Origin of the sequence: Mangrovibacter phragmitis (assembly GCF_040429585.1) — a bacterium.
Taxonomy (GTDB): domain Bacteria; phylum Pseudomonadota; class Gammaproteobacteria; order Enterobacterales; family Enterobacteriaceae; genus Mangrovibacter; species Mangrovibacter phragmitis.
In genome coordinates, this window is the sequence record NZ_CP134782.1 from 1,387,031 (window position 1) to 1,410,922 (window position 23,892).

At 48.9% G+C, this 23,892-nt stretch carries 20 protein-coding genes and 1 pseudogene; 10 read left to right on the top strand and 11 right to left on the bottom strand.

Features of this window, described 5'->3' with window-relative positions:
• Positions 1-125: 125 nt before the first annotated feature.
• Together MPHASIOC01_RS06580 and MPHASIOC01_RS06585 are read left to right on the top strand one after the other, a co-directional pair.
• Entirely contained in the window at positions 126-1,046 is a 921-nt protein-coding gene (locus MPHASIOC01_RS06580; protein ID WP_353614232.1) for a LysR substrate-binding domain-containing protein, read from the top strand.
• A 159-nt stretch (positions 1,047-1,205) separates the two neighbouring features.
• A complete protein-coding gene (locus MPHASIOC01_RS06585; RefSeq protein ID WP_353614233.1) occupies positions 1,206-3,500 on the top strand; it encodes an FdhF/YdeP family oxidoreductase in 2,295 nt (764 codons plus the stop codon).
• A gap of 56 nt (positions 3,501-3,556) precedes the next feature.
• Here MPHASIOC01_RS06585 and MPHASIOC01_RS06590 read toward each other — a convergent pair whose 3' ends face one another.
• The 3 genes from MPHASIOC01_RS06590 to cybB all read right to left on the bottom strand — a co-directional run bounded on the left by MPHASIOC01_RS06590 (position 3,557) and on the right by cybB (position 7,877).
• Positions 3,557-5,260 (bottom strand): methyl-accepting chemotaxis protein, encoded by a 1,704-nt coding sequence (locus MPHASIOC01_RS06590; RefSeq protein WP_353614234.1) that lies wholly within the window; start codon positions 5,258-5,260, stop codon positions 3,557-3,559.
• A gap of 169 nt (positions 5,261-5,429) precedes the next feature.
• Complete coding sequence (locus MPHASIOC01_RS06595; RefSeq protein WP_064593802.1) at positions 5,430-7,073, bottom strand: bifunctional diguanylate cyclase/phosphodiesterase; 1,644 nt, start codon at positions 7,071-7,073, stop codon at positions 5,430-5,432.
• A 270-nt stretch (positions 7,074-7,343) separates the two neighbouring features.
• Positions 7,344-7,877, bottom strand: a complete 534-nt coding sequence (gene cybB, locus MPHASIOC01_RS06600) for a cytochrome b561 (protein ID WP_156518962.1) — start codon at positions 7,875-7,877, stop codon at positions 7,344-7,346.
• A gap of 185 nt (positions 7,878-8,062) precedes the next feature.
• Between cybB and MPHASIOC01_RS06605 the strand changes: the two genes are divergently transcribed.
• Positions 8,063-8,974 (top strand): alpha/beta hydrolase, encoded by a 912-nt coding sequence (locus MPHASIOC01_RS06605; protein WP_064593806.1) that lies wholly within the window; start codon positions 8,063-8,065, stop codon positions 8,972-8,974.
• Positions 8,975-8,976: 2 nt separating this feature from the next.
• Here MPHASIOC01_RS06605 and MPHASIOC01_RS06610 read toward each other — a convergent pair whose 3' ends face one another.
• Positions 8,977-9,789: a YdcF family protein gene (locus tag MPHASIOC01_RS06610; protein ID WP_353614235.1), complete on the bottom strand. Its 813-nt coding sequence runs from the start codon at positions 9,787-9,789 to the stop codon at positions 8,977-8,979.
• A gap of 318 nt (positions 9,790-10,107) precedes the next feature.
• Between MPHASIOC01_RS06610 and MPHASIOC01_RS06615 the strand changes: the two genes are divergently transcribed.
• Positions 10,108-10,767 carry an O-methyltransferase gene (locus MPHASIOC01_RS06615; RefSeq protein WP_064593808.1) on the top strand — a complete coding sequence of 220 codons (660 nt, stop codon included), beginning with the start codon at positions 10,108-10,110 and terminating at the stop codon, positions 10,765-10,767.
• Between the two features lie 113 nt (positions 10,768-10,880).
• On the opposite strand, the gene hrpA is transcribed toward MPHASIOC01_RS06615, so the two are convergent.
• Positions 10,881-14,774: an ATP-dependent RNA helicase HrpA gene (gene hrpA, locus MPHASIOC01_RS06620; RefSeq protein ID WP_064593810.1), complete on the bottom strand. Its 3,894-nt coding sequence runs from the start codon at positions 14,772-14,774 to the stop codon at positions 10,881-10,883.
• Positions 14,775-14,990: 216 nt separating this feature from the next.
• Between hrpA and MPHASIOC01_RS06625 the strand changes: the two genes are divergently transcribed.
• The gene (locus MPHASIOC01_RS06625; RefSeq protein ID WP_064593812.1) at positions 14,991-15,476 is read left to right on the top strand and encodes an Hcp family type VI secretion system effector; all 486 of its coding nucleotides are present in this window, start codon (positions 14,991-14,993) and stop codon (positions 15,474-15,476) included.
• A gap of 35 nt (positions 15,477-15,511) precedes the next feature.
• Here the strand turns inward: MPHASIOC01_RS06625 and MPHASIOC01_RS06630 are convergent, their stop codons facing one another.
• Positions 15,512-15,769, bottom strand: a complete 258-nt coding sequence (locus MPHASIOC01_RS06630; RefSeq protein ID WP_064593814.1) for a hypothetical protein — start codon at positions 15,767-15,769, stop codon at positions 15,512-15,514.
• On the bottom strand, positions 15,738-16,265 hold the full coding sequence (locus MPHASIOC01_RS06635; RefSeq protein ID WP_064593816.1) for a DUF2778 domain-containing protein: 528 nt from the start codon (positions 16,263-16,265) through the stop codon (positions 15,738-15,740). Before MPHASIOC01_RS06635 ends, MPHASIOC01_RS06630 begins: the two co-directional genes overlap by 32 nt.
• A 287-nt stretch (positions 16,266-16,552) precedes the next feature.
• On the opposite strand from MPHASIOC01_RS06635, the pseudogene MPHASIOC01_RS06640 reads away from it, so the two are divergent.
• A pseudogene (locus MPHASIOC01_RS06640) lies at positions 16,553-16,830 on the top strand (Tn3 family transposase); the annotation flags it as partial.
• Between the two features lie 199 nt (positions 16,831-17,029).
• On the top strand, positions 17,030-17,629 hold the full coding sequence (locus tag MPHASIOC01_RS06645) for an FMN-dependent NADH-azoreductase (protein WP_064593818.1): 600 nt from the start codon (positions 17,030-17,032) through the stop codon (positions 17,627-17,629).
• A gap of 99 nt (positions 17,630-17,728) precedes the next feature.
• On the opposite strand, the gene MPHASIOC01_RS06650 is transcribed toward MPHASIOC01_RS06645, so the two are convergent.
• Genes MPHASIOC01_RS06650 through MPHASIOC01_RS06660 form a run of 3 tightly spaced genes read right to left on the bottom strand, consistent with a single transcriptional unit; the run spans position 17,729 to position 20,863 of the window.
• Complete coding sequence (locus tag MPHASIOC01_RS06650; RefSeq protein ID WP_064593820.1) at positions 17,729-18,025, bottom strand: YdbL family protein; 297 nt, start codon at positions 18,023-18,025, stop codon at positions 17,729-17,731.
• Positions 18,026-18,044: 19 nt separating this feature from the next.
• On the bottom strand, positions 18,045-18,233 hold the full coding sequence (locus MPHASIOC01_RS06655) for a YnbE family lipoprotein (protein WP_064593822.1): 189 nt from the start codon (positions 18,231-18,233) through the stop codon (positions 18,045-18,047).
• The gene (locus MPHASIOC01_RS06660) at positions 18,230-20,863 is read right to left on the bottom strand and encodes a YdbH family protein (protein ID WP_353614236.1); all 2,634 of its coding nucleotides are present in this window, start codon (positions 20,861-20,863) and stop codon (positions 18,230-18,232) included. The genes MPHASIOC01_RS06655 and MPHASIOC01_RS06660 overlap by 4 nt, the downstream gene beginning before the upstream one ends.
• A gap of 214 nt (positions 20,864-21,077) precedes the next feature.
• Here MPHASIOC01_RS06660 and MPHASIOC01_RS06665 point away from each other — a divergent pair, with 214 nt between their 5' ends.
• Positions 21,078-22,031: a 2-hydroxyacid dehydrogenase gene (locus MPHASIOC01_RS06665; protein WP_353614237.1), complete on the top strand. Its 954-nt coding sequence runs from the start codon at positions 21,078-21,080 to the stop codon at positions 22,029-22,031.
• Positions 22,032-22,092: 61 nt separating this feature from the next.
• On the opposite strand, the gene MPHASIOC01_RS06670 is transcribed toward MPHASIOC01_RS06665, so the two are convergent.
• Entirely contained in the window at positions 22,093-22,653 is a 561-nt protein-coding gene (locus MPHASIOC01_RS06670; RefSeq protein ID WP_353614238.1) for a recombinase family protein, read from the bottom strand.
• 684 nt (positions 22,654-23,337) lie between these two features.
• Between MPHASIOC01_RS06670 and MPHASIOC01_RS06675 the strand changes: the two genes are divergently transcribed.
• Together MPHASIOC01_RS06675 and MPHASIOC01_RS06680 are read left to right on the top strand one after the other, a co-directional pair.
• Entirely contained in the window at positions 23,338-23,610 is a 273-nt protein-coding gene (locus MPHASIOC01_RS06675) for a CopG family ribbon-helix-helix protein (RefSeq protein WP_353614239.1), read from the top strand.
• Complete coding sequence (locus MPHASIOC01_RS06680; RefSeq protein ID WP_353614240.1) at positions 23,598-23,888, top strand: type II toxin-antitoxin system RelE/ParE family toxin; 291 nt, start codon at positions 23,598-23,600, stop codon at positions 23,886-23,888. Before MPHASIOC01_RS06675 ends, MPHASIOC01_RS06680 begins: the two co-directional genes overlap by 13 nt.
• Positions 23,889-23,892 lie beyond the last annotated feature (4 nt).

The window sequence follows — 23,892 nt, forward strand, 5'->3', positions numbered from 1 at the left end:
TAGCGTAACTGGAATATTTGGTTTGTTTAAAATTTGCGATGTTTGTTAATGTAATTTTGCAATGAGGTTAGCAAAATACAGCTAAGTCACTTGAAAATAGCCAAAAACTGGTTTTAACATTCGTTATGGAAAATTATGGTCACTTCATGCAGCGCATTCGTTTGCGCCATTTACACACTTTCGTTGCCGTCGCTCAACAGGGAACTCTTGGGCGCGCGGCGCAAACGCTTAACCTCAGCCAACCGGCATTGTCCAAAACATTAAATGAGCTGGAAAACTTAATAGGAGCCCGGCTGCTTGAACGTGGGCGAATGGGGGCACATCTTACTCCAACGGGTGAGCAATTTTTGACCCATGCCCTGCGCATTCTTGACGCGCTTCAGGCCGCCGGACACTCGCTGCATTCAGCGACTCAGGGAGATCCTCAGGTGGTACGCCTTGGCGCGTTGCCAACGGCATTACTGGGGTTATTGCCTTCTGTAATCGGTCAGTTCCATCGACATCAGATTGGTGTCAGTCTGCAAGTGGCAGCCATGAATAACACCATGATTTTATCCGGGTTAAAAAGTGGTGAACTGGACTTTGGAATCGGCCGCATGTCTGACCCGGAATTAATGGGTGGATTAAGCTACGAATTGCTGTTTCTGGAATCACTGCGTCTGGTGGTTCACCCGGGGCACCCGCTACTTAATGAAACGCTGACATTTCGCCGTATTCTTGACTGGCCAGCCGTTGTGCTGCCTGAAGGCACTTCGCCTCGCGACAGAACTGAAGCATTACTCAAAGAGCAAGGGTGCACGCTGTCACCCTGCCATGTTGAGACCTTGTCGGCTTCACTTTCCCGGCAACTCGCCATTGATTACGACTACGTTTGGTTCGTGCCTTCAGGCGCGGTAAAAGAAGATCTTAAAACAGGGGTGCTGGTCTCACTACCTGTAGCCATACCGGGAAATGGTGAACCAGTGGGTATTCTGACCCGCGTCGATACCCCACTTTCTGTTCATGCAGTGACATTAATTAATACCATTCGCCAAACAATTGCCTGATTATATTGTGTTGCGCAAATCGCATAATAAGTAACACTGCCAGAACGTTCAGGAAACAATAATCGCACATTGTTGCGCGAATGTTGGAAATTTGCGGCGTATACTGCATGTATTGATTACGCGAACTATTGCGTAAATTTCCAGTATGGACGTCACATTATGAAATTTAAAACAGCGATTAAACCTTATCACGCGGCTGCAGGCGGCTGGGGATCACTGGAAGCGACCACACGGTTTGTATTTGACAGCAAACGCGCAATTAAGAATTTGCGCAACCTGATGCGTATGAACAAAGCCAAAGGCTTTGACTGCCCCGGTTGTGCCTGGGGCGATGATAATAAAAGCACATTCAGTTTTTGCGAGAATGGCGCTAAAGCCGTCACATGGGAGGCCACCCGCCGCCATATCACCGCAGAATTTTTTGCCCGGCACACTGTCAGCGCGTTACGCAAACAAAGTGACTATTTTCTGGAGTACCAGGGCCGTCTGACTGAACCTTTATGTTACAACCCCGAAACCGATCATTACGAAGCCATCACCTGGCAGGATGCTTTTGCCCTGGTCGCCAGCCATATTCGGGCAATGGACAACCCAAACCAACTGGAACTTTACACTTCCGGGCGGGCAAGTAATGAAGCGTCTTATCTGTACCAGGTATTCGGGCGTATGCTCGGTACGAATAATTTTCCTGACTGTTCGAATATGTGCCATGAAGCCAGCGGTAGTGGGCTGAAGCGCAGTATTGGCGTTGGCAAAGGTACTATTCGCCTCGATGATTTTGACAAAGCTAACGCTATTTTTGTGTTTGGCCAAAACCCAGGCACTAATCACCCTCGTATGCTTCACAGCCTGCGTCATGCGGCTGAAAACGGCGCCCGTATTGTGACTTTCAATACTCTGCGTGAACGTGGACTTGAGCGGTTTGCTGATCCACAAAAACCGCTTGAGGTAGTCACTCCTTTAGCGGGTAACATCAGCTCTATGTATTATCAGCCGAATTTGGGTGGGGATATGGCGGCAGTGCGCGGTATGGCAAAAGCCCTGTTAGAAACCCACCGGCAGCACCTGAAAGACGGTTTACCTGGCATTTTTGATGACGCTTTTATTCGTAAACATACCCTGGGAATTGAACAGTGGTTTGCTGAAATCGATAACACCAGTTGGGACTTCATCACTCGCCAGTCTGGCCTGAGTGAGCAGCAACTACGTGAAGCAGCCAGCATCTGGCAAGATTCGGAGCGGGTTATCTGCACCTGGGCTATGGGTATTACCCAGCATAAACATTCGCTGGATAGCGTGCGAGAGATAGTCAACCTGCAATTACTGGGCGGACACCTGGGCAAACCGGGGGCAGGATTATGCCCGGTACGTGGGCACAGCAATGTTCAGGGTAACCGTACTATGGGGATTGATGAAAAACCCCCTGCCGCCTTACTCGACAGTCTGGCAAAGCATTTCGACTTCACTCCACCTCGTGAACCTGGCCATAACACAGTTGAAGCTATTGAAGCCATGCTGCGTGATGAGGTTCGGGTTCTGATAACCCTTGGTGGCAACCTTGCCGCCGCAGCGCCTGATAGCGAGCGTACTGCCGAAGCATTATCCCGGTGTGGGCTGACCGTACATATCAGCACCAAAATGAACCGTAGCCACCTTTATCCTGGCATTAATGCACTGATCCTGCCTACTCTTGGGCGCACTGAAGAAGACATTCAGGAAAGTGGCCGCCAGTTTATTACTGTCGAAGATTCTTTCAGTATGGTGCATGCATCAGAAGGCATCGGCAAACCACTGGCCGCCACGCAACGGTCTGAAACAGCCATTGTCGCCGGAATCGCCGCTGCAACACTTGGTTGTGAAAAGCTTGACTGGCTTGCCCTGAGTGCTGATTACAACCTGATTCGTGACCATATTGCTGCCACTATACCAGGATTTACTGATTTCAATGAAAAATGCGAAGAACCTGGTGGGTTCTGGTTGGGCAATGCGGCGGCAAGCTATCGTTTTGCCACCCCGAGTGGTAAAGCGGAGTTCAGCGCGGCGCCATTGCCGCAATCTGTCACCCCAGTTGACGCCCCATTTATATTGCAAACACTACGTTCTCATGACCAGTACAACACCACAATTTATGGTCTGGATGACCGTTATCGGGGTGTTTACGGCCAGCGCGAAGTGTTATTTATGAATCCGGATGATATTGCAGCGCTTGGGCTGAAACCTGGTGATGACGTGGATATCGAAACCCACTGGAATGACGGTATTGAACGAAAAGTCACAGGCTTCAAACTGGTCAGTTATGCTATTCCGCGCGGCAACCTGGCAGCTTACTATCCGGAAACGAACCCGTTGATCCCACTGTCCAGCTTTGGTGATGGTACAGGTACGCCCACCTCCAAATCTGTACCTGTGAGTATTACCGCTTCACAGCCGCATCCGGGTTTACGCCTGGTATAAATGAAGCAACCCACAAGCATTGCTTGTGGGTTGAATTTGACCAATGTCCTGTCGCGTTAAAAAGTTTCCCAGTTTTCATGGCTGGCAGATGCTGTCTGAGGCAACGCAGCCTGCGGTTTTCTCGCGGTACTGGACGGTGTACTAACAACCTTCGTATCACCATATAACCGGAAGATCCCTACAGCCTGAGACAGTATTGCCGCCTGCTCCTCAAGAGAACGTGCAGCAGCTGAAGCCTCCTGAACCAGTGCCGAGTTTTGCTGTGTGGCATTATCCATTTCAGTTATGGCCTGGCCTACCTGTTCTATGCCACGGCTTTGCTCATCGGATGCAGAAGCAATTTCCTGCATAATACCGGTTACGCTTTTCACCGATTCCACAATATCGGTCATTGTACTGCCAGCTTCCCGGGCTTCTCCCGACCCCTGCTCAATAAGTGAAACTGATTCATTAATCAAACTCTCAATTTCTTTGGCTGCCTGGGCACTGCGTTGTGCCAGTGTGCGAACCTCACTGGCAACCACAGAGAATCCCCGCCCCTGCTCACCTGCCCGTGCGGCTTCAACTGCGGCATTGAGCGCCAGAATGTTAGTCTGAAACGCAATACTGTTAATAACAGACGTAATTTCCGATATTTTCCGCGAGCTGGCAGAAATGTTGTTCATGGTAGAAACCACGCCGGTGACAATACGCCCACCATGAGTGGCTTTATTTGATGCTTCACTTGCCAGTTTGCTCGCGTGGTGTGCGTTTTCAGCGTTTTGCTTCACTGTCGCAGTCAGTTGCTCCATGCTGGCGGCCGTTTGTTCAATTGCTGCAGCCTGTTGCTCGGTTCGTGAAGCTAAATCGATGTTGCCAGCTGAGATATCACTGGTTCCCTGATAAATACCACTGGCACCATCACGCACTGTGGTGACAGTACGAGCCAGAGATTGCTGCATGTGTTGCAAGTGCTTGTTGAGCATGCCAATCTCACTGCGGCTGGTTAATTCTTCTGGTTGTGTGAGGTCGCCAGCGTCAATAGCCTCAATTCGCTTAACAGCACGTTGCAAGGGTTGTATCACTATTTTTCGCAACATGACGAAGGTCATAGCTGTCATAAATAAAGCCAGCACAAAAGCGCCCCCCATCACCATCAGACCAATACTTGTATCATGATGCGCCATAGCGTTAAGGTGATTAGAGCGCGCTGTCCGAATGGCAATTGCTTTCAGCAAAACTTCATTATAGGCATCGTCAAGTTTGCGTAATTGCTCATTTTCCTGATTAATAATGGCCTCAAACATGCCGTTTTTCGCATATTTGAGCATTGGTTTCATGCCTTTTTCGATATAGTCATTAAAACGGGTTGTCAGCTCACCATCCAGTGCGATGTCTTCTGGTGTTTTTGAACGGCGAGCCATGTAAACCGCAAATCCTTCCTTAGCCTTTTTTATGCGGGCTTCTGCATCAGCGATGTCTTTGCTCATGACGTCCATATCCGCGACACGCCCTGCCGCACCAGCATGAATTAATAAAATGCGAGCGGTACGCAGGTGGTTGGAACTGTTGGAGATCCCCATGCGAACCTGTATTTCATCGGTGACATCACTGAGCGCGTTATTGCCCTGAACCAGAAAATAGCCAGCAAGCCCGATACATAACGCAAAAAGCAGTAACACACCGCCCAGGATGGCGGAAAAGAGGGGAACCAAACGGACGTGATGCCAAAAATGAACAGACCCGGTAGTGATTGGTGCAGATGTCGTTGCCCTTTCCATAATAACTCTCTTTAAATTTATAAGGTGTACAAAGAAAGCAATACCAATGACATCGGCATTTGTAGCCGTTTTATTACGCCTTAAAGGCAATTTTGTGCAGTGTTAACAAGATTATGCCGGGAAGATCACACTTTCCCGGCTGGAGGGAAACAGAAAAACGCAAAACGCGTTATAAGTGGTCTATATCCGTCGGTTTACCAAACAGGAAGCCCTGAATCTCACTACATCCTTCTTCTTCCAGGATGCGTAATTGCTCCACAGTTTCCACCCCTTCAGCTATCAATGGTGTGTGAATGGAATTACCCAGTGAAATAATAGCCCGCACAAAAGAGCGTGCTTCATAGCTTTTCTCGACATTATTGAGAAAACTTTTATCCAGTTTAATCACGTCAAACTGAAATTCTCTGAGGGTACTCAAAGAAGAGTAGCCGGTTCCGAAGTCATCCAGAGCAATACTTATTCCCATTTTTTGGAACTGATGTAATACATTGAATGTCAGCTGTTTATTAATAATAAACGCAGTTTCTGTCACTTCAAATTCCAGCAAACTCATTGGATAAGTTGAGCGTTGCAACAATGTGCGTACTCGCTCAATAAAATTAGGGTGGCGTAATTGTACCGGGGAGATGTTAATCGATATTTTTTTATTTATTCCTTTCTCCATTGCCTCCTGACATACGGTACTAATTACCCAGTAACCTAAGGGTACAATGGCCCCGCTTTCTTCGGCAATAGGGATAAAAATATCGGGTGAAATTGACCCCAGCCGGGGATGATTCCAGCGTAGTAACGCTTCATAACCCGAAATTTCTTTATCCTTAATAGCGCGTTTTTCCTGGTAATGCAGAAAAAATTGACCCTCTTTAATGCCCTTGCGGATATCCCCGGCCAGCATATTGCGATAGCGGGTTTCCTCATCCATGTCTTTTTCGTACCAGCAAATCTTAACGTCCGTAGCCTGCTTGGCACGGTACATAGCTAAATCTGAGTTACTGAGTAGTTTCTTAATATCTGTAGCATCATCAGGGTAAACAGCCACTCCCATGCTGGCCGACACGGTAAATTCGGTTGTAGCGAATTTTTGCAGCCCGGAGAAACAGGCATATAGCCGGGAAGTGAACGCACGGGCTTCCAGGCGGCTGTTGTAGCCTTTCACAGCAACGAATTCATCGCCCCCAAAGCGGGCAACCATTTCATCTTTACCCAGTATTTTGAGCGTTTGTGCTGCAACGCGCTGTAATAGTTGGTCGCCGACATGGTGACCCTCAATATCATTAATATCTTTGAATTTATCAAGGTCGATAGTGCAAACGGCAATACGCTGATACTCGCTGTTATTAAGCAACTGTTCAACAAACGAGAAAAACTCAACCCGGTTTGGCAGGCCAGTTAATGCATCATAACGCGCCATCCAGGATATTTTGTCATTGATTTCTTTTTGCTCACTGATGTCGCGGGTGATTTTAGCAAAACCCAGATGAATTCCCTCATCATCGTAAATTGGATCGACAACCACATGAGCCCAGAAACGGGAACCATCTTTGCGATAGCGCCAGCCTTCCCCTTCATACTGTCCATGGTCTAAAGCCAGTTGAAGGTTGCGTAAGGGCAAACCAGCGTTTCGGTCCTGCTCACTGTAGAAAATACCGTAATGCTGACCGACGATTTCATCGCTACTGTAACCTTTTGCCCGGTGTGCGCCTTCGTTCCAACTGGCCACCGTTCCGTCAGGATTCAACATGTAAATAGCGTAATCCTTTACTTGTTCAATAAAATGGCGATAAACAAAATCACTCAGTCGCTTGTGGCTCATGTAAGATGGACCCTGTTCCAGGTATTGTAATTAGTAAAATAGAAACTTTTTCTCACAAGCATTATCGCCTGTCATCTATTTTTCTTTATGTGTTGCGTATGGATAGATTAAATAGCATATGAGTTATCTGTAGTGCAGTTCATCCTTGATGGGTATTGTTTGCAAGCCGCGCATTGGGCACAAGAAGGTCCCCTGCCCGGGTTGCAGAACCTGAACAAGTGTGTTGCAGGAAAATCTGCCACCGGCCAGGCAGTGGCAGATTTCAGGTGATTAACTGGATTTTTTACGCGGCATCATGCGTAACAATGTATTGTCTTTCCAAAAATAATGGTGTGCCAGCGCAGCCGCGGCATGAAGACCGATAACATAGTACCCAACGGTTGCCACCAGCTCATGGATTTCTTTAACCTGCCAGGCGAAATCTTCACGAGGCGTAGCTGCGACAGGCATAGGCAAACCAAAGATAGCCCAATCAGTCCCGCTGTAATAACGATAGACTATCCCCAATATTGGCAGGGCAATAAACATCAGGTACAGCACCAGATGCGCCAGGTGAGATAACCCTGTCACCATAGGTGATGGTTTAGGTTCAATTGGCGGTGTTGGCCAGATGGCCCGCCCGGCCAGGCGCGCGAACATCAGCACCATAATAAGAATCCCGGAACCATAGTGCAGGCTGCTAAGTACGGGGCGGAAACTCCGTGGGAAAAACCCCCGCAACTCCATGGAGCAGTAAACGATAATCACCAGTAAGAAAACCAGCCAGTGCAGCGTTATCTGAACCGAACTGTACTTTCCACGCATAACGACATCCTCAATATTCAGTGAAGTGTTCAACATACTGATTGCGCATTAAGAATTCATTAATTTTCCTTTGTGTTCAGTGCAAAAAACAGCTTTTGCATAAGTGACACCTGTTTCAGGGTTAGTGGTAAGCTGTTTGTTGTTTACCTGTTGAGTGAACCCGTTCTGTTTTAAGAAGGATACTTATGAACCCTGATTACCACACCATACCACGCAAGGAGCCTGATGAAACATTTACCATTTGGTCTGCGGGTGAAGCACCTGGCGCACATACCAGTCCGGCTCACTATGTTCTTACGGAACGTAGTGAACTGGCCTGGTTGCCTGACCGTGCAGCCAGTGGAATAAAAGCTCCGTTTATCAGTATCTGGCGGCCAGAAGTATCTAATGGGATTGCCCTTTTGGTGATCCCTGGCGGCGGTTATAACCGCGTCGTTATTGATAAAGAAGGTAGCGACCTTGCCACACGTTTCACTGCACAAGGGTATTCGCTGTTTGTCATGACCTACCGCATGCCCGATGGCGGCCACAGTGAAGCCAGCCTGGCCCCCCTTGCAGATGTTCAACGCGCCATCCGGGTTATGCGCGCCCGTGCCCAAGAATGGGGATTGAATACACAGCGTATTGGTGTTCTGGGTTTTTCTGCCGGGGGGCACCTTGCCGGTAGCCTTGCAACACACTTTGACTACCCGGCTTACGCGGCAACGGAAGAAGCCGACCACCTCAGTGCCCGCCCGGATTTCGCCGCGCTGATGTACCCGGTTATCACGATGGATGCAGCGTTAACTCACCCCGGTTCAGCCCGTGCGTTACTGGGCGCAACCCCTGAGCCACACTGGCGACAACACCATTCACTGGAATTACAGGTCCGTGATGATATGCCCCCGGTATTTCTTGCGCATGCTGCCGATGATCCGTCGGTGCCTGTCGCAAACAGTTTGTTAATGTTTCAGGCATTACTTGCTCACAAGGTTCCTGCTGAAATGCATATTTTTCAACAAGGGCAGCATGGTTTTGGTCTTCGCGGCTGTCTTGATTTACCTGCCCGAAGCTGGCCTGAATTGCTGATGAACTGGATTGAGGCGCAATGTCAGTAGCGTTATGCAAGTTTGCGCGCAGCAAGCATACCACGCAGAGGCTCACAGGCAGATAAACGTCGCCATGCCAGCCTGATCTCTTCCGGTAGTGGCACATGGGCAATAAAGCCTTTCCCTGCGGGGCCATAGCCATTGTTGTCATCGTACAAACGAGGCAGTTCCCCCATCACCAGTTCGATAAAACGGTTAACCGGCCATAAGCCTGTTTCTTCATTTTCAAATACTATATCTTCGCCATGGCTGGTTAACCTGGGTACAAACCCCGGAGATGACACGCAGTCTGGCAGGATGGAAACCTGGTTTTGCAGGCGGGCAAACGTTGCCATTGTGCGCCGCTGCATGGTGGGGTCCTGAACGACAACCAGTTGCTCTGGCTCCAGCCCGCGCAATTGCATTAAACGCCATGAAAAATCAACATTTTCACCGCAGTTCGTCGCCTCGCATTCGAGTAATATTTGCTCGGGCGCCAGACCAGCAACGGTGGCGGCCATTTCACCAATCACTGATGCTTCTGTACGCCCACCAGTATGAATGTGCTGGTAACGAACGCTTTGCTGTACCGCCTGATATAACCACCCCGTAGAATGGCCGATACCACCGGTTATCAGCAAGAGTGCCTGTAATTCACGGGCCTGATGAAAAGCATGTTCAATAACTGGCAATACAGCATTGCCAGCCAGTACAACTATTGAAGAGCGTGCTGTATCAATATCAGTATCACGTTGGGCAAGCCAGTCACTAACCAGATTAAGGTCTTCAAGCATATTGTCGCTTTTGCCATGTACTGGCATAGCACTGTCTGAGGATGTTTCCAATGGTTCTCTCCTGCGCTGTTTGTTCCGGTAATGAGGCAAGTGAATTATTCGGTTGAACCGATCACGCCACCTCACGACCATGCTTTTGCCATCTTATTCTTTTAACGAGTAAAAAGGCCAGAAACATTCCAGGGTCGCCTGGTATTGTTGATGCCGGAGCATTGTCGCTGGTTGCAGAATCAGTATGCATGGTGATGGGCAGTTGCCTGGCAGTTCTGGGGTGAAGTGTGAACAGTAATCACGGTGTCACCGCTATTCATTATTTTTATGTATAGTAGTTGTTGAATTTTTGTTGGGTTAATACCTGCGAGGTGAACAATGCAAGAACAGTGGTCGGCTGTAGATAACTGGTTAATGTCAGCGTTGCTGCCGCAAGATGAGATACTGGAACGAGTGTTGAAAAATAACCAACAGGCAGGCTTGCCTGCCATTGACGTTTCCCCTACTCAGGGACAGTTTCTGGCGATGCTGATTACCATTTCTGGTGCACAACGCATCCTGGAAATCGGCACACTGGGTGGCTACAGTGCTATCTGGATGGCAAGAGCATTACCTGAAGGTGGTAAAATTGTCAGCCTCGAATTTGACCCGCACCATGGGCGCATTGCGCAACAGAATATTGATTTAGCAGGTGTTACTGGCAAAGCAGAAATAATCATTGGCCCTGCGCTGAAATCACTACCGGGGCTTGTGCAGCAACCGCCATTTGATTTTATTTTTATAGATGCAGACAAACGCAACAACCCGGCCTACTTAGACTGGGCACTGCGCCTGTCGCGCCCTGGCACACTGATTTTTGGCGACAATGTGGTGCGCAACGGCGCAATTACCGATGCGCAACACCCCGATCCCCATGTACAGGGTATACAGGCATTTTTACAGGATGCAGGGCAATCGGGAAGATTAACCGCCACTGCGCTGCAAACCACAGGAATCAAGGGATGGGATGGTTTTATGCTGGCGCGGGTTAACGAGTAAGCAGGCTGAGTATTGCAGGGCTACTGAAACGTTCAGTAGCCCTGTAGTGAGGCATCTGTGTATTAGATACCAAAGTAGTTAGATATCAGAGTAGCCAGACGCCAGGAGCCTGGTTATTCCGTTATGGCATCCATCGCCTGAATAATACGTTTATCGGAGACTGGAAAAGGTGTACCGAGTTGCTGGGCAAAATAACTCACCCGTAACTCTTCAATCATCCAGCGAATTGCCAGCACATCTTCGTCTTCCCGGCGGTTGGCGGGCAATTTGTTGAGCCATTTCACCCACGCTTGCTGAACCTGGTCCACTTTCAGCATTTGCGCCCGGTCGCGATGCGGATCCACAGCCAGCTTTTCAAGGCGCTTGTCGATGGCCTGTAAATAGCGCAGTGTATCGCCCAGTCGGTTATAGCCGTTTTGTGTAACAAAACCCCGGTAAACCAGCCCGGACAGCTGTGATTTCACGTCGGACAGAGCCAATGCCATGGTCATGTCCACTCGCCCTTTCAGGCGCTTGTTAATAGCGAAAACGGCCGACAGAATCTGCTCTACCTGGCTTGCGATATCCACGACCTGGTCATTCAACTCCGCACGCACTTTTTCATGCAGCGCCTGGAACCCCGCTTCATCCCAAACGGGCCCTCCGGCATCGGCAACCAGCTTGTCAACACCACAGGCAATACAGTCATCGATTAAATCCAGCACCTTACCATAGGGGTTAAAATAGAGACCAAGTTTGGCTTTATTGGGCAATTTTTCATGCAGGTATTTAATGGGCGATGGAATGTTGAGCAGCAGCAAACGCCTGAGCCCAGTGCGCATAGCCTGTTGTTGTTCATGAGGGTTATCAAACAAACGGATAGCGACGCTGTCTTTGTCATCCACCAGTGCCGGCCATGCTTTTACCCGGTAGTTACCGCGTTTTTGCTCATAACTTTCAGGTAAAGCGCCAAAGCTCCAGACATGCAGACCACTTTGTTCAATACCATCATCGGCAACCGCGGACAGCGTTTCCTGCACTTTTGCTTTCAGGCTTTCTTTAAGTGCTTCTAAATCCCGGCCTTCACGCAGTTTCTGGTTTTTTTCATCAACCACGCGAAAAGTCATTTTCAGGTGATCGGGCACCTGTTCCCAGTGCCAGGATTCGCGGTCAACAGTGACACCAGTCATTTTGCGTAATTCACGCTCCAGGCTGTCGAGTAACGGTTGTTGGCCATCTGTCCGGCCCAGAAATGCCTCGGCATAGTTTGGTGCAGGAACAAAATGACGGCGCACTGGCTTAGGCAAGGATTTAATCAATGCAATGACCAGTTCACGCCGCAACCCGGGAATTTGCCACTCGAACCCGGCTGGCGAAACCTGGTTAAGCAGTGGTAACGGGATATGCACTGTCACACCATCGGCATCATTACCTGGTTCAAACTGGTAACTCAGGCGCAGTTTAAGTGCCCCCTGATGCCAGAAGTTCGGGTAATCAAGCTTGCTGACCTGGCCGGCCCCCTCTTTTATCAGCATCCCTTTTTCGAAGCTGAGCAAATCCGGTGATGCTTTGCTGGCTTGTTTCCACCAGGTGTCAAAGTGGCGTGCAGAGATAGCTTCGTGGCTGATACGCTGGTCGTAGAAATCAAACAGTGTGTCGTCGTCTACCAGGATGTCACGGCGGCGGGATTTATGCTCCAGTTCTTCCACCTCGGCCCGCAGTTTCTGGTTTTCACGGAAGAAACTGTGCCTGGTTTGCCAGTCGCCTTCCACTAACGCGTGGCGGATAAACAACTCGCGGCATAAGACCGGGTCAATCTGGCTGTAATTAACCTGCCGGGCAGCAACAATAGGTAAGCCAAACAGAGTGACTTTTTCTGTTGCCATAACGGCACCTTGCGCCCGTGACCAGTGTGGTTCACTCCAGCTGCGTTTAATCAGATGCTGCGCCAGTGGTTCTACCCACTCTGGCTCAATTTTTGCCGCAATTCTGCCCCATAAGCGGCTGGTTTCAACCAGTTCGGCCACCATGACCCAGCGCGGCGGTTTTTTAAATAACCCTGAGCCAGGGAAAATAGCAAAGCGGGCGTTACGTGCGCCAGTAAACTCCTGCTTTTCGGCATCCTTCATGCCAAGGTGGGACAACAGTCCTGTGAGTAAAGCGGTATGTATGGCGCGGTAATCGCCAGGTTCGCTGTTGACCGGTAAGCGGAAAGTTTTAACGACCTGGCGTAACTGGGTATAGATATCCTGCCACTCTCTTACCCGCAGGTAATTGAGGTATTCAGCGCGGCACAGGCGGCGGAACTGGCTGGATGAAAGTGCCCGTTGCTGCTCGCCCAGGTAATTCCACAGATTTACCCAGGCCATAAAATCCGACTCTTTATCCTGAAAACGGCGATGTTTTTCATCTGCCGCCTGCTGTTTCTCCACCGGGCGTTCGCGGGGATCCTGAATAGACAGGGCCGAAGTGATTATCATCATTTCGCGCACACAGCCTTGCTTCGCCCCTTCCAGAACCATACGCGCCAGACGCGGATCGACAGGCAACTGTGCAAGTTGGCGGCCTTCAGCCGTCAGCTGCCAGCCATCGCCTTGCTTATTGTGAGTAATAGCGCTGAGTTCTTCCAGTAAACGCACGCCGTCCTGAATGTTACGTTTGTCCGGTGCCTCAACAAAGGGAAAGGCTGCAATGTCTCCAAGCCCCAGAGAAGTCATCTGCAAAATGACTGAGGCAAGATTGGTGCGCAGAATTTCCGGGTCGGTAAATTCAGGGCGCGAGAGAAAATCGTCTTCACTGTAAAGACGGATACAGATCCCTTCAGAAACGCGCCCACAACGGCCTTTACGCTGGTTAGCTGAAGCCTGAGAGATGGGTTCAATTGGCAGGCGCTGAACTTTGGTTCGGTAACTGTAGCGGCTGATACGGGCAGTACCCGGATCAATCACATATTTAATGCCTGGCACAGTCAGTGACGTTTCTGCCACGTTGGTTGCCAGCACTATGCGCCGCCCGGTATGAGACTGAAATACCCGGTTTTGTTCGTTGTTTGACAAACGGGCATACAACGGCAGTACTTCTGTGTGCGGCAAGTCCAGTTTATTGAGACCGTCTGCAGTATCGCGGATTTCCCGTTCACCGCTCATAAAAATCAGGATGTCACCCGGGCTCTCATGGCTCAGTTCATCCACCGCATCAAAAATTGCCTGCAACTGGTCGCGTTCGGTATCGTCTTCTGTATCCACAATCGGGCGGTAACGCACTTCGACCGGGTACGTTCGCCCGGAAACCTCAATAATGGGCGCATTATTGAAATGGCGGGAAAAGCGTTCCGGGTCAATGGTTGCCGAAGTGATAATAACTTTTAAGTCCGGGCGGCGAGGCAGTAACTCTTTTAAATAACCCAACAAGAAATCGATGTTCAGGCTGCGTTCGTGGGCTTCATCAATAATTAATGTGTCGTACTGCATCAGCATACGGTCTTGCTGAATCTCTGCCAGCAGAATACCGTCAGTCATCAGTTTGACATGCGTCTGTTCGCTCACCTGGTCTGTAAAGCGCACTTTGTACCCAACGCACCCACCGGGTTCAGTGTTGAGTTCTTCGGCAATACGGTTGGCGACGGTGCGTGCTGCCAGGCGCCGTGGCTGAGTATGACCAATCAGGCCTTTCACACCCCGGCCTAACTCCATACAGATCTTCGGTAACTGGGTTGTCTTCCCGGAACCAGTTTCCCCGGCCACGATGACCACCTGGTTATCGCGCACGGCTTCAAAAATAGCCGCTTTCTTTTGGCTGACTGGCAGGTCTTCCGGGTAGGTTATCACCGGGCGGTTTGCCAGACGTTGTAAAACACGCTCCTGAGCCTGATTCATCTCTTCAGCGAGCGTGGTCAGAATGGCTTCGCGGGATTCCGGACGGGTCTTTTTAACCCCATGCAAACGGCGAGAGAACGCCTGGCGGTCGCGCAGTAGTAAGTTATCGAGCTGCGCATATAACGCATTCAAAGTTATAGTTTTATTGTCCATATATTCTGTATCGACGCGGCCCGTTGCAGGTTTGCCGGGCCTAATAAGGGGTTTGAGGGCCAATTGTGTAAAAAAACACGCTAAGAACATAAGTAATTGTAATTATATATCTCTTAAAAAACCTCAAAAATACTTTTGAATACAAACTCTTCACTCAAACCGTTTAATACCCTATAATTAACAATGTCTTACATGGATTAGTTAAAGGAAAAATTTATGCCAATTCCCGCTTATCTTTGGCTCAAAGATGATGGTGGTGCCGACATTCGTGGTACCGTTGATCTACAGGACCGTGAGGGAAGCATTGAAATACTCGGTTTTTCACACGGGGTGAACCTTCCGGTTGATACAGCTACGGGTAAAATTACCGGCAAACGCTCCCACGCCCCAATCTCCTTTGAAAAAGAATTCGATTCATCAAGCCCCTACCTTTATAAAGCTGTATCAAAGGGGCAGACACTCAAATCAGCTGAATTCAAATGGTATCGAATTAATCATGCTGGTCAGGAAGAAGAATATTTCAATATGCTACTGGAAGGCGTAAAAGTAGTGTCAGTTAATCCTGGTATGCCAAATGCTAAAATGGCAGGAATGTCAGCGATAAACCACATGGAGTCGGTATCTTTCATGTATGAAAAGATCACCTGGAAATATTGCGACGGGAACATTCTGTTCTCTGACAGTTGGGAAGACCGCGCCTAAAGAACTTACCGGGCGTAGCCCGGTTTAGTTTATCGTTATTTGTTCAACATTTTTTCGATTAGGCGAACTGCAACTTGATAGCCTACTGTAGTAACAATAGTGCATACTACAAGCAACGCAATACCAACAAAACCTTCTACATCACGTTCTCCTAATAAACCAGCAGCTTTTTTCCAGAAATCGATCTGGCCTTGAGTTGCAGGATCAGATGGCCGCATGAGAAGGAACGTCAGAACAAAAATTGCTAAACCTGTAAAGATTCTAATCCCCGCCGGGACACGTCGCGCTGCCATTTAGAATTACCTCAATTGTGCCGTAGGACATTAGACCGTTGACCAGTTTCACTTGCTGCGTTGAAAGCAATGCCTGGCGTATCGCCAGGAAGTCAGTTCTGTGTTGCAGCGTAATACAACCGAGAGATATTCCTAATGGGCCGGGCGGATGTAAACGAAAATTACCTCTTTCGACGCCATTTACCCATGTATGGTCATCAATTTTTCCATCATCACGATATAAAGCAAACCACTCATATTTAATCACTGGCGTCGAAGTGGGCCAGGAATAAAAATCATGAAGATCAGTACGAATTACGCCCTTCCAACCACCGGTTGGTCTCTTAACTATATAGTAACGACCACCAGGGATTGGTCCATTATCTGGTACGCCAACACATCCAGCACGGTTACGATATTGATCATTTCCAGAATAGGCCAGAAATGTGCCAACACCATAGAACATTAGTGGACTAAAATCGGCATCGTTCACAACGAATTTTCCTTGCAGAGCCATAAATAATTAGTTCCTTCTCGTTAACTCCATAAACGATAAAGCGATTTTAGCACGCATTAGTCTTAATTTTTATGTGGTTTAGCTAAACATAGCAGGAACTGGCTGCAAAGTTACAGGTTCAATCAGAACGCTTTTTCAAACGGAAATACGTGGCGCGGGATATGCCCGTTTTCTCTGCCACTATTTTAAATGACAGCCCCTACCGGATGAGTGCGAGGGCTGATACTGTGGAGCTATGTGGTTTTCTGCCGAACTTCACACCAGACGCCATTGCAGCGGCCCGTCTTTTACAGAAGCGCTACCGTGAAGGGCAGGAAGACAGTTGGGTGCGCTCGGGGCCTGGTCACTAACGCGGGAGTACTGTGGAATTCTCTTTAATATGCGGGAGGCGCTTTCACACCTTCGCTCAACAGGCGAAACGCCAGAAGATAAGCATATTGCCTGGCTTTCGCCACTGATGCACGGTCATATCTACATGCTGGGGCACTATACGTTTACTCTGCCGGAAGATATTTTAAAGGGAGAACTGAGGTCATTACATTTAAACAATGAATTATCTGCTTAGCGTGGTTTTTTACACGCTTGAACCTCAGGGCCTAATAACAAGCTTGCCTTCAGGGTAACACATTCAGCGGCAATACGCCTTGTTCAAAAAATTCGAACATACAGTTCGATTAATTGCACTATCACTGTCTGCCATTTGTAAATAGAGTGAAGCGATTCTGCGCGTTTTCGCGCCCACTCGTATCAAAAAGGAAGTATGAATGAGCAAAGTGCTTGTTTTGAAGAATAGTATTCTGGCAGGTTTTTCCCAATCCAACCTGTTGATTGACCACCTGACCACACAATGGCAGGAAAAACACAGTGCCGATACCATTACAGTGCGCGACCTCGCGGCTGATACGGTTCCGGTACTTGATGGTGAGTTAGTCAGCGCGTTACGCCCCAGCGAAGCTCCTCTCACGCCGCGCCAGCAGGATGCCCTGAACCTGTCTGATACGCTTATCAACGAACTTAAAGCGCATGATGTAATTGTTATTGCGGCACCGATGTATAACTTCAACATCACCACTCAGCTCAAAAACTACATCGATTTTATTGCTCGTGCGGGTGTGACTTTCCGCTATACCGAAAACGGCCCGGAAGGCTTACTGACGGGTAAACGCGCAATTGTCGTGACTACGCGTGGCGGTATCCACAAAGATTCCCCGAGCGACCTTATCACCCCTTATCTGAAATTGTTCCTCGGGTTTATTGGCATTACTGAAGTTGATTTTATTTACGAAGAAGGTGTGGGTTACGGCCCGGAAGTTCTGGCTAAAGCTCAGGCTGAAGCGAAAGCCGCAATTGATGCCCTGGTGTAATATTTATACCGTTCATAAATAAGATTCATAACTGCTTAAAGGGAAAAGACTTCTTTTCCCTTTTTTATCTTCTCTGCATGGCTTCAGGCCTGTTATGTATCAGTGCTTTTGTACCCACAGGCCATTTACGCCCCGCACATACTCACCCGATTTAGCCCGTTCAACCAGTTTGCTGCCAGCCAGGCGGGCAACATCCTCCTGCGGGACATTGTTTTGCGCAGCCAACTGCCGGTAGCTCTCTGCCCGTGCCTGGTTAATTTTTGCTACCAGCGCAGCTGTTTCACTGTCATTGCTGCGCGCAGCAATGTACCCACTAAAGGTTTCGCCCACTTTACCTTGTTCGCGTGCCTGTTGCAGTGTCAGTGCCATCACCGGTGTGCTCAACATTAACAGCATCAACCCCGGTAAGGCTCGCTTAAAACAGGTCGCTGCGGTTTTTAAGAAGTGTTTCCACGTCCTTGTCCACTTTGATATGGATCTCATGTTCAATTTTCACGTTCATGTTGATAGTAATTGGCGCCTGCGGGGCCGCCAGTTCAATTCTTGGGGTACAGCCAGCCAGCATCACTGCCAGAACAGGCAACCAGAAAGCCTGTTGATTCATTGTTTCTCCTTACATTGACGGCTGCCTGTGCAGCGCTGTTCAGTCAATTGTGCATTTTGCTCCAGCCATGACTCAAGGTTGTCAGCAAAACGCAAACTACGCCACAGCGTAAAAATATTCTCTTCATGGTGGTAATTCAGGTTAACTTTCGCTGATTTACCTTCACTATAGCTGGTACCCTGAACCTGAGTCGATAACCGCAGTACACCCAGGTTATCGACGTTGATATTGCTCCATGAATGGTTAATTTCCATGTAGCGCAGCCAGTTTATCGCAGAGCCAGCCGTTACGTTGTCACGAACAATGGCATCGGCCATATCTTTATCGAGCCGGAAAGTCAGTGGTCCGGGGTTCGTCAGCCAGCCATCTTTAACAATCCACTGAGGGTTATTCAGCCATAACGGTAACCCACCGCTGATTCTCCCCGATACTGCTAACTGTTTGGCATGCACCGCAGTGAGAAGTTCACTGGAAGACAGATTATCAAGGCGCAACAAAGCAGCATCATGTTGCGGCAGGCGTAACTGGCGCATCTCAATTTTACCGTCGAGTATTTCCATACTGACATTGCTCAATTGCAGCGGATGGCTGTCACTCCATGGAACCCAGCCCTGTAAATCCGCATTTAAGTTTGTTGCGGTAACCTGGCTGCTGACCTTGCCAATCCGCAAACGCACCGGGCCACGGGTGCCCAGGTGCCATACCCCTTGCGAAAAACGAAAAGGTAATGTGAAGTTAACATTGCTGATTTCGTTATCAGGCAGTTGGGCTGCGCCTTTGCGAATAACACCATGCCCACCGGCTTCAAAACCCTGAACGGCAGCAGCAGAAAACGCCACCTGAGCGGCCAGTTCACCATGAGTAAGGTGTAACTTTATGTCGGGGGGAATAAGTGACTGGAAATGAGACAATCCCTGTACTGGCCACCAGGCTTTACCACGCAAACGCGTACCATCCCAGCGAGAATAAACAGTAACTGGCCCCAGCTTTCCTGCTACCAGTTCACCTCGCAGATTAAAGGCATCAGGATTCCGCCCTGTGAGCTGGAAGGTGAAACTTGCCGGGTCAAGATAGCTTCCATTACTAAAAGACGTTCTCCCCGTTTCGAGTGCCAGTTTTCCAGTAAAGTCTGGTCGTTGTGGGTTACGTTGCCAGCTCAGGGGCTCACGGAGTGTAAGCCGGGGTTTGGATACCAGCATACTGCCATAGCGTAACTGGTCGAATCCTGTTGAAAGAGTGTTAAGTGTAATCAGGCTGTCATGCCATTCACCTTCGCCCTGCACATCCCAGTGCGCCTGCATGGGGTTAAACACCCCTTTTCCCCAGTAACGCCAGCGCCAGCGACCGTTGTCAGGCAGAAAATTTTCCGCCACACCATCAAGGTGAATCACAAATGCACCCAACTGGTTTTCATGGGCCTTAAGAATAGCCTGTAACCTGCCAGCAACACCATGGCGGGTAAGTTTTACGCCAGCAAGCGGCAGGCGCACATCGTCAATATCCAGGGAATCCACCAGCCGCCCATGGGAGCGCAGCAGCGCACCGGGCAAGAAATGCAAAACAGATGATTGTAATGGGCCACTCAGTATAACTGGCAGGCCCACATAGAAAATCATATTGTCTTGTTTTATTTCGCCTGTGAGGCGTGCGGGTAGTGCACTGTCAACCAGGCTAAGTTTACCGGGGCCCAAAGTCATCACCAGATTACCTTTCCCGGCATCACCCTGCGTCAGGGCATTAAGGCGCCCGGATACCACCGCCTGCTCAGGGCCGCCAGACCAGTTGTCTATAGTGAGATTGACCTGGCCTTTTGCCTCACGGTTACCTTCACTCCACTGCCACCGGCCCTCTTCAATGCGTATTTGTTGAGGTGTCACTTTCCACGGCAGTACCAGCAACTGTTGTTTATCCGGCACTGATGCCCGTATTTCCCCCTGGTTTCCCTGCCAGTTAAATTCGGCCAGCACAGGTGCAGACAAGTCCGGCACAACAATGTGCGCATACAATTTCCCTTGTTCCGGCAAACCAGTTGGCACCAGATTAAGTGAAACAGCGCCCTGTAAAGTCACCGGCTTGTCCTGGCCGGGAACAACTACCGCCATATCACTGATAGTTAACGACTGCCCCGCAAGACGGGCATGTAATTTGAGTTTGTCGCCCTGCCATGACAACAGTTGCCGCTCTGAAGAAACAGAAAGGTGTACCTGCCCACCGTACTGCTGCCAGGGCACGACTTTGACATGTTCTATCCACAGATCACCTTTGGGCAACAGTTGTTGTATCTGGGTTAGTGTTTGTGATGATGCACTATCTGGTTGCACGGGTAAACTGGCGGCACACTGGGGATCAACCGTCAAAGTGCTGGCTGAAAGCCGCCAGTATTGGGGGTGTGAAAGTTGTAACTGGCTGACATCAACCAGGGTACAACCTTCCACTTTAAGCTGGAGCCCGGGCAAGGTTAGCTGGCGTAACGTGATTTTCGGTTCAGCGGTTAAAACCAGGTGTATACCTGCTGGTAACCACAAACGGGCAAGCGCAGGGAGCCACATTTGTACGCTCGCAAACAGCACAAATGGCAGCAAGGCAACCAACAAAGCCAGTGTAATAATTATCTTATAGGAACCCTTCATGGGTAGCTGCCGTCCTTCTTCGCCAGGTTAGTCAGTCGCCAGTCGGTGCAAATGTTATTTTTACATGATTGGGTTGTGCATTAAACCCTCTTGCAGACCTGTGGCTTATTGACCAGTCTTAATATGGAAACTTCTGAATTAAACCATTTTTAACTATTTGTTTAACTTATTAAATGATGACAGAATTTATATAAACTTCGATTGGAGAAACCCTATGAAACTTGCGGTCTACAGTACCAAACAGTATGACAAAAAATACATAGAGCATGTGAACAAGGATTTCGGCTTCGGGCTGGAATTCTATGATTTTCTCCTGACCGAAAAAACAGCAAAAACCGCAGTTGGGTGTGATGGTGTGTGCATCTTCGTTAATGATGATGGCAGCCGCCCGGTTTTGGAAGAGCTGAAAAGTCTGGGTGTCAAATTTATCGCCTTGCGTTGTGCAGGCTTTAATAATGTTGACCTTGATGCCGCAAAAGAGCTGGGCCTTGCTGTTGTACGTGTGCCGGCTTATTCGCCGGAAGCTGTTGCTGAGCATGCCATTGGCCTGATGATGAGCCTTAATCGCCGTATCCACCGTGCGTATCAGCGTACCCGCGATGCCAATTTCTCTCTGGAAGGGCTCACCGGTACCACTTTGTTTGGCAAAACAGCGGGAGTGATTGGTACCGGGAAAATCGGCGTTGCGATGCTGCGTATTTTGAAAGGCTTTGGTATGCGTTTGCTGGCGTTTGACCCTTACCCTAATGCGGCGGCACTGGATATGGGAGTGGAATACGTGGATTTGCAAACACTGTATTCCCAGTCCGATGTGATTTCACTGCATTGCCCACTCACGCCTGAAAACTACCATTTATTAAACCACAGTGCTTTCGACCAAATGAAAGATGGTGTGATGATAATTAACACCAGCCGTGGTGGGTTAATTGACTCTCAAGCTGCGATCGATGCACTGAAGACTCAGAAAATTGGCGCGCTGGGCATGGATGTTTATGAGAATGAACGCGATCTGTTCTTTGAAGATAAATCCAATGATGTTATCCAGGATGATGTCTTCCGCCGTCTTTCCGCCTGTCACAATGTTTTGTTCACCGGGCACCAGGCGTTTTTGACCGCTGAAGCATTAATCAGCATTGCGGAAACAACCTGGAGTAGCGGGGGCATTTGAACAGAAATTTACGGTTTCGCCCTCGCAGAGCCAACCCAAACCGTAAATGCCTGCACGAAATTCACCTGCCTTTGGCCGCCTCAATGTACTTGTAGAGCGTGGGCTTTGAGATCCCCATCATTTCGCAGATCTGATTTACCGTGTGTTTCTTCTCGTCGTAAAGCTTTACGGCCAGTGCCTGTTTGTCCTTATTGAGTGCCTTAGGCCTGCCACCTTTGCGGCCACGCGCTCGCGCAGCCTGGAGGCCCGCCTGAGTACGTTCACGGATAAGGGTGCGTTCAAACTCGGCCAGCGCCCCGAAGATATGGAAGATCAGCTTGCCTGAGCTGGAAGACGTGTCGATGGCTTCCTGGAGGCTCTTCAATCCGATTCCCTTGGATTCCAGCAATGTCACCATCTCGATCAAGTCTTTGAGTGACCGGCTCAGTCGATCCATTCGCCAAACCACTAGGGTGTCACCGGCTCTCGCGTACTGCAAAGCCCGGTGCAGCCCTGGACGCTCTGCCTTGGCACCGCTCAGCTGATCCTCGAAGATCTGCTCACATCCGACCTGGTCGAGAGCATCCCGTTGTAAGTTGAGGTTCTGATCGTCGGTCGAGACCCGCGCATAACCAACCAGCATGTGTTTCTCACTCTCCAGCTAACTTTACAAATTTTTAGGTGCTCCCACCGGATCTAAAACGTTGGCAGTTGTCGCAGCTATCCGGTCATCGCTCGTAAAAGTTAAATTACTCTTAACTCTAGGAGGTATATTAACATTGAAATATTAACCGAGTATATTTACTTTGTTTGCATTGTAACTCCGTTGCCTTTCAGGACTATGCGAGTTGGTTAATAAAACGAGGGTTTTCTTTACTCACTGGTTGACGAGAGATTTATATGCGGATAATAAAGTTTCATCCCATATAATAAAGTATCATCCTAAGCAATAAAGTTTCATACTGCTAAGTGGCAACTTGTAGTAGTAAAACTTTACCAGTTCTTGCTGCTTGTTCTGCGAAACTGGTAATTTGTGTCAGTTTTTCGCTGTTTTGTTTCGTAAAAGTGGCAGTTTGTTTGGTTTTTACCACTTTTGTTTCGTTAAGGTGGTAAATATTTCAGGTTTAGTATGAAACTTTATTATTTGAGTTGAGAACGAATATAAGCTGCTACCTAAGTCCAGTATGAATCTTTATTTCCCAGCTTCAAATTAACAAACCAAAACAAAGGCCATACAGACCGACTCAGTATGATACTTTATTGATGGGCTACAAGATTTTGTGGTATAGTATTCGATAGTACTACCTTTAAATACCGAGGTAACAAAATGGCAACATCAGTAAAGCTTGATGAAGACTTGAAGAACCGAATCCAGCATCTGGCTGAAGCTAGGCATCGTTCATCACACTGGATCATGCGCGAAGCGATCCGTGATTATGTTGAGCGTGAGGAAAAGCGCGAATCTTTAAAACAGGATGCATTACGCGCCTGGGAAGCGTACCAGAAAGACGGACTGCATCTGACGCTTGAAGAAGCTGACGCTTGGCTGGAGAAGCTTGAAGCGGGTGACGATGTGGAGTTGCCTAAGTGCCACATCTGATCTGGTCACCGCCCGCCCTCGCTGATGTACATCGGCTCTATCGCTTCCTTGCGCTAAACAATGAAGATGCGGCTAGACGGGCAATCAAAGTGATTCGGGCTGGCGTGAAAATACTGGCTCTTCAACCGGAAGCAGGTCGCCCTGTTGCAGATATGGAGCCAGAGTTTCGGGAATGGCTGATCGATTTCGGAGGCAGTGGATATATAGCTTTGTATCGCTTCGATGGAGAAACTGCAACGATTCTTGCGGTGCGACATCAGAGAGAAGCCGGTTACTAAGATA

Coding starts and splice junctions, on each gene's coding strand:
- cybB (WP_156518962.1), bottom strand. CDS start 7,877: ATGCGTGGAAAGTACAGTTCGGTTCAGATAACGCTGCACTGGCTGGTT.
- MPHASIOC01_RS06605 (WP_064593806.1), top strand. CDS start 8,063: ATGAACCCTGATTACCACACCATACCACGCAAGGAGCCTGATGAAACA.
- MPHASIOC01_RS06615 (WP_064593808.1), top strand. CDS start 10,108: ATGCAAGAACAGTGGTCGGCTGTAGATAACTGGTTAATGTCAGCGTTG.
- MPHASIOC01_RS06625 (WP_064593812.1), top strand. CDS start 14,991: ATGCCAATTCCCGCTTATCTTTGGCTCAAAGATGATGGTGGTGCCGAC.
- MPHASIOC01_RS06585 (WP_353614233.1), top strand. CDS start 1,206: ATGAAATTTAAAACAGCGATTAAACCTTATCACGCGGCTGCAGGCGGC.
- hrpA (WP_064593810.1), bottom strand. CDS start 14,774: ATGGACAATAAAACTATAACTTTGAATGCGTTATATGCGCAGCTCGAT.
- MPHASIOC01_RS06645 (WP_064593818.1), top strand. CDS start 17,030: ATGAGCAAAGTGCTTGTTTTGAAGAATAGTATTCTGGCAGGTTTTTCC.
- MPHASIOC01_RS06665 (WP_353614237.1), top strand. CDS start 21,078: ATGAAACTTGCGGTCTACAGTACCAAACAGTATGACAAAAAATACATA.
- MPHASIOC01_RS06670 (WP_353614238.1), bottom strand. CDS start 22,653: ATGCTGGTTGGTTATGCGCGGGTCTCGACCGACGATCAGAACCTCAAC.
- MPHASIOC01_RS06660 (WP_353614236.1), bottom strand. CDS start 20,863: ATGAAGGGTTCCTATAAGATAATTATTACACTGGCTTTGTTGGTTGCC.
- MPHASIOC01_RS06675 (WP_353614239.1), top strand. CDS start 23,338: ATGGCAACATCAGTAAAGCTTGATGAAGACTTGAAGAACCGAATCCAG.
- MPHASIOC01_RS06590 (WP_353614234.1), bottom strand. CDS start 5,260: ATGGAAAGGGCAACGACATCTGCACCAATCACTACCGGGTCTGTTCAT.
- MPHASIOC01_RS06650 (WP_064593820.1), bottom strand. CDS start 18,025: ATGCTGTTAATGTTGAGCACACCGGTGATGGCACTGACACTGCAACAG.
- MPHASIOC01_RS06595 (WP_064593802.1), bottom strand. CDS start 7,073: ATGAGCCACAAGCGACTGAGTGATTTTGTTTATCGCCATTTTATTGAA.
- MPHASIOC01_RS06655 (WP_064593822.1), bottom strand. CDS start 18,233: ATGAATCAACAGGCTTTCTGGTTGCCTGTTCTGGCAGTGATGCTGGCT.
- MPHASIOC01_RS06630 (WP_064593814.1), bottom strand. CDS start 15,769: ATGGCAGCGCGACGTGTCCCGGCGGGGATTAGAATCTTTACAGGTTTA.
- MPHASIOC01_RS06635 (WP_064593816.1), bottom strand. CDS start 16,265: ATGGCTCTGCAAGGAAAATTCGTTGTGAACGATGCCGATTTTAGTCCA.
- MPHASIOC01_RS06580 (WP_353614232.1), top strand. CDS start 126: ATGGAAAATTATGGTCACTTCATGCAGCGCATTCGTTTGCGCCATTTA.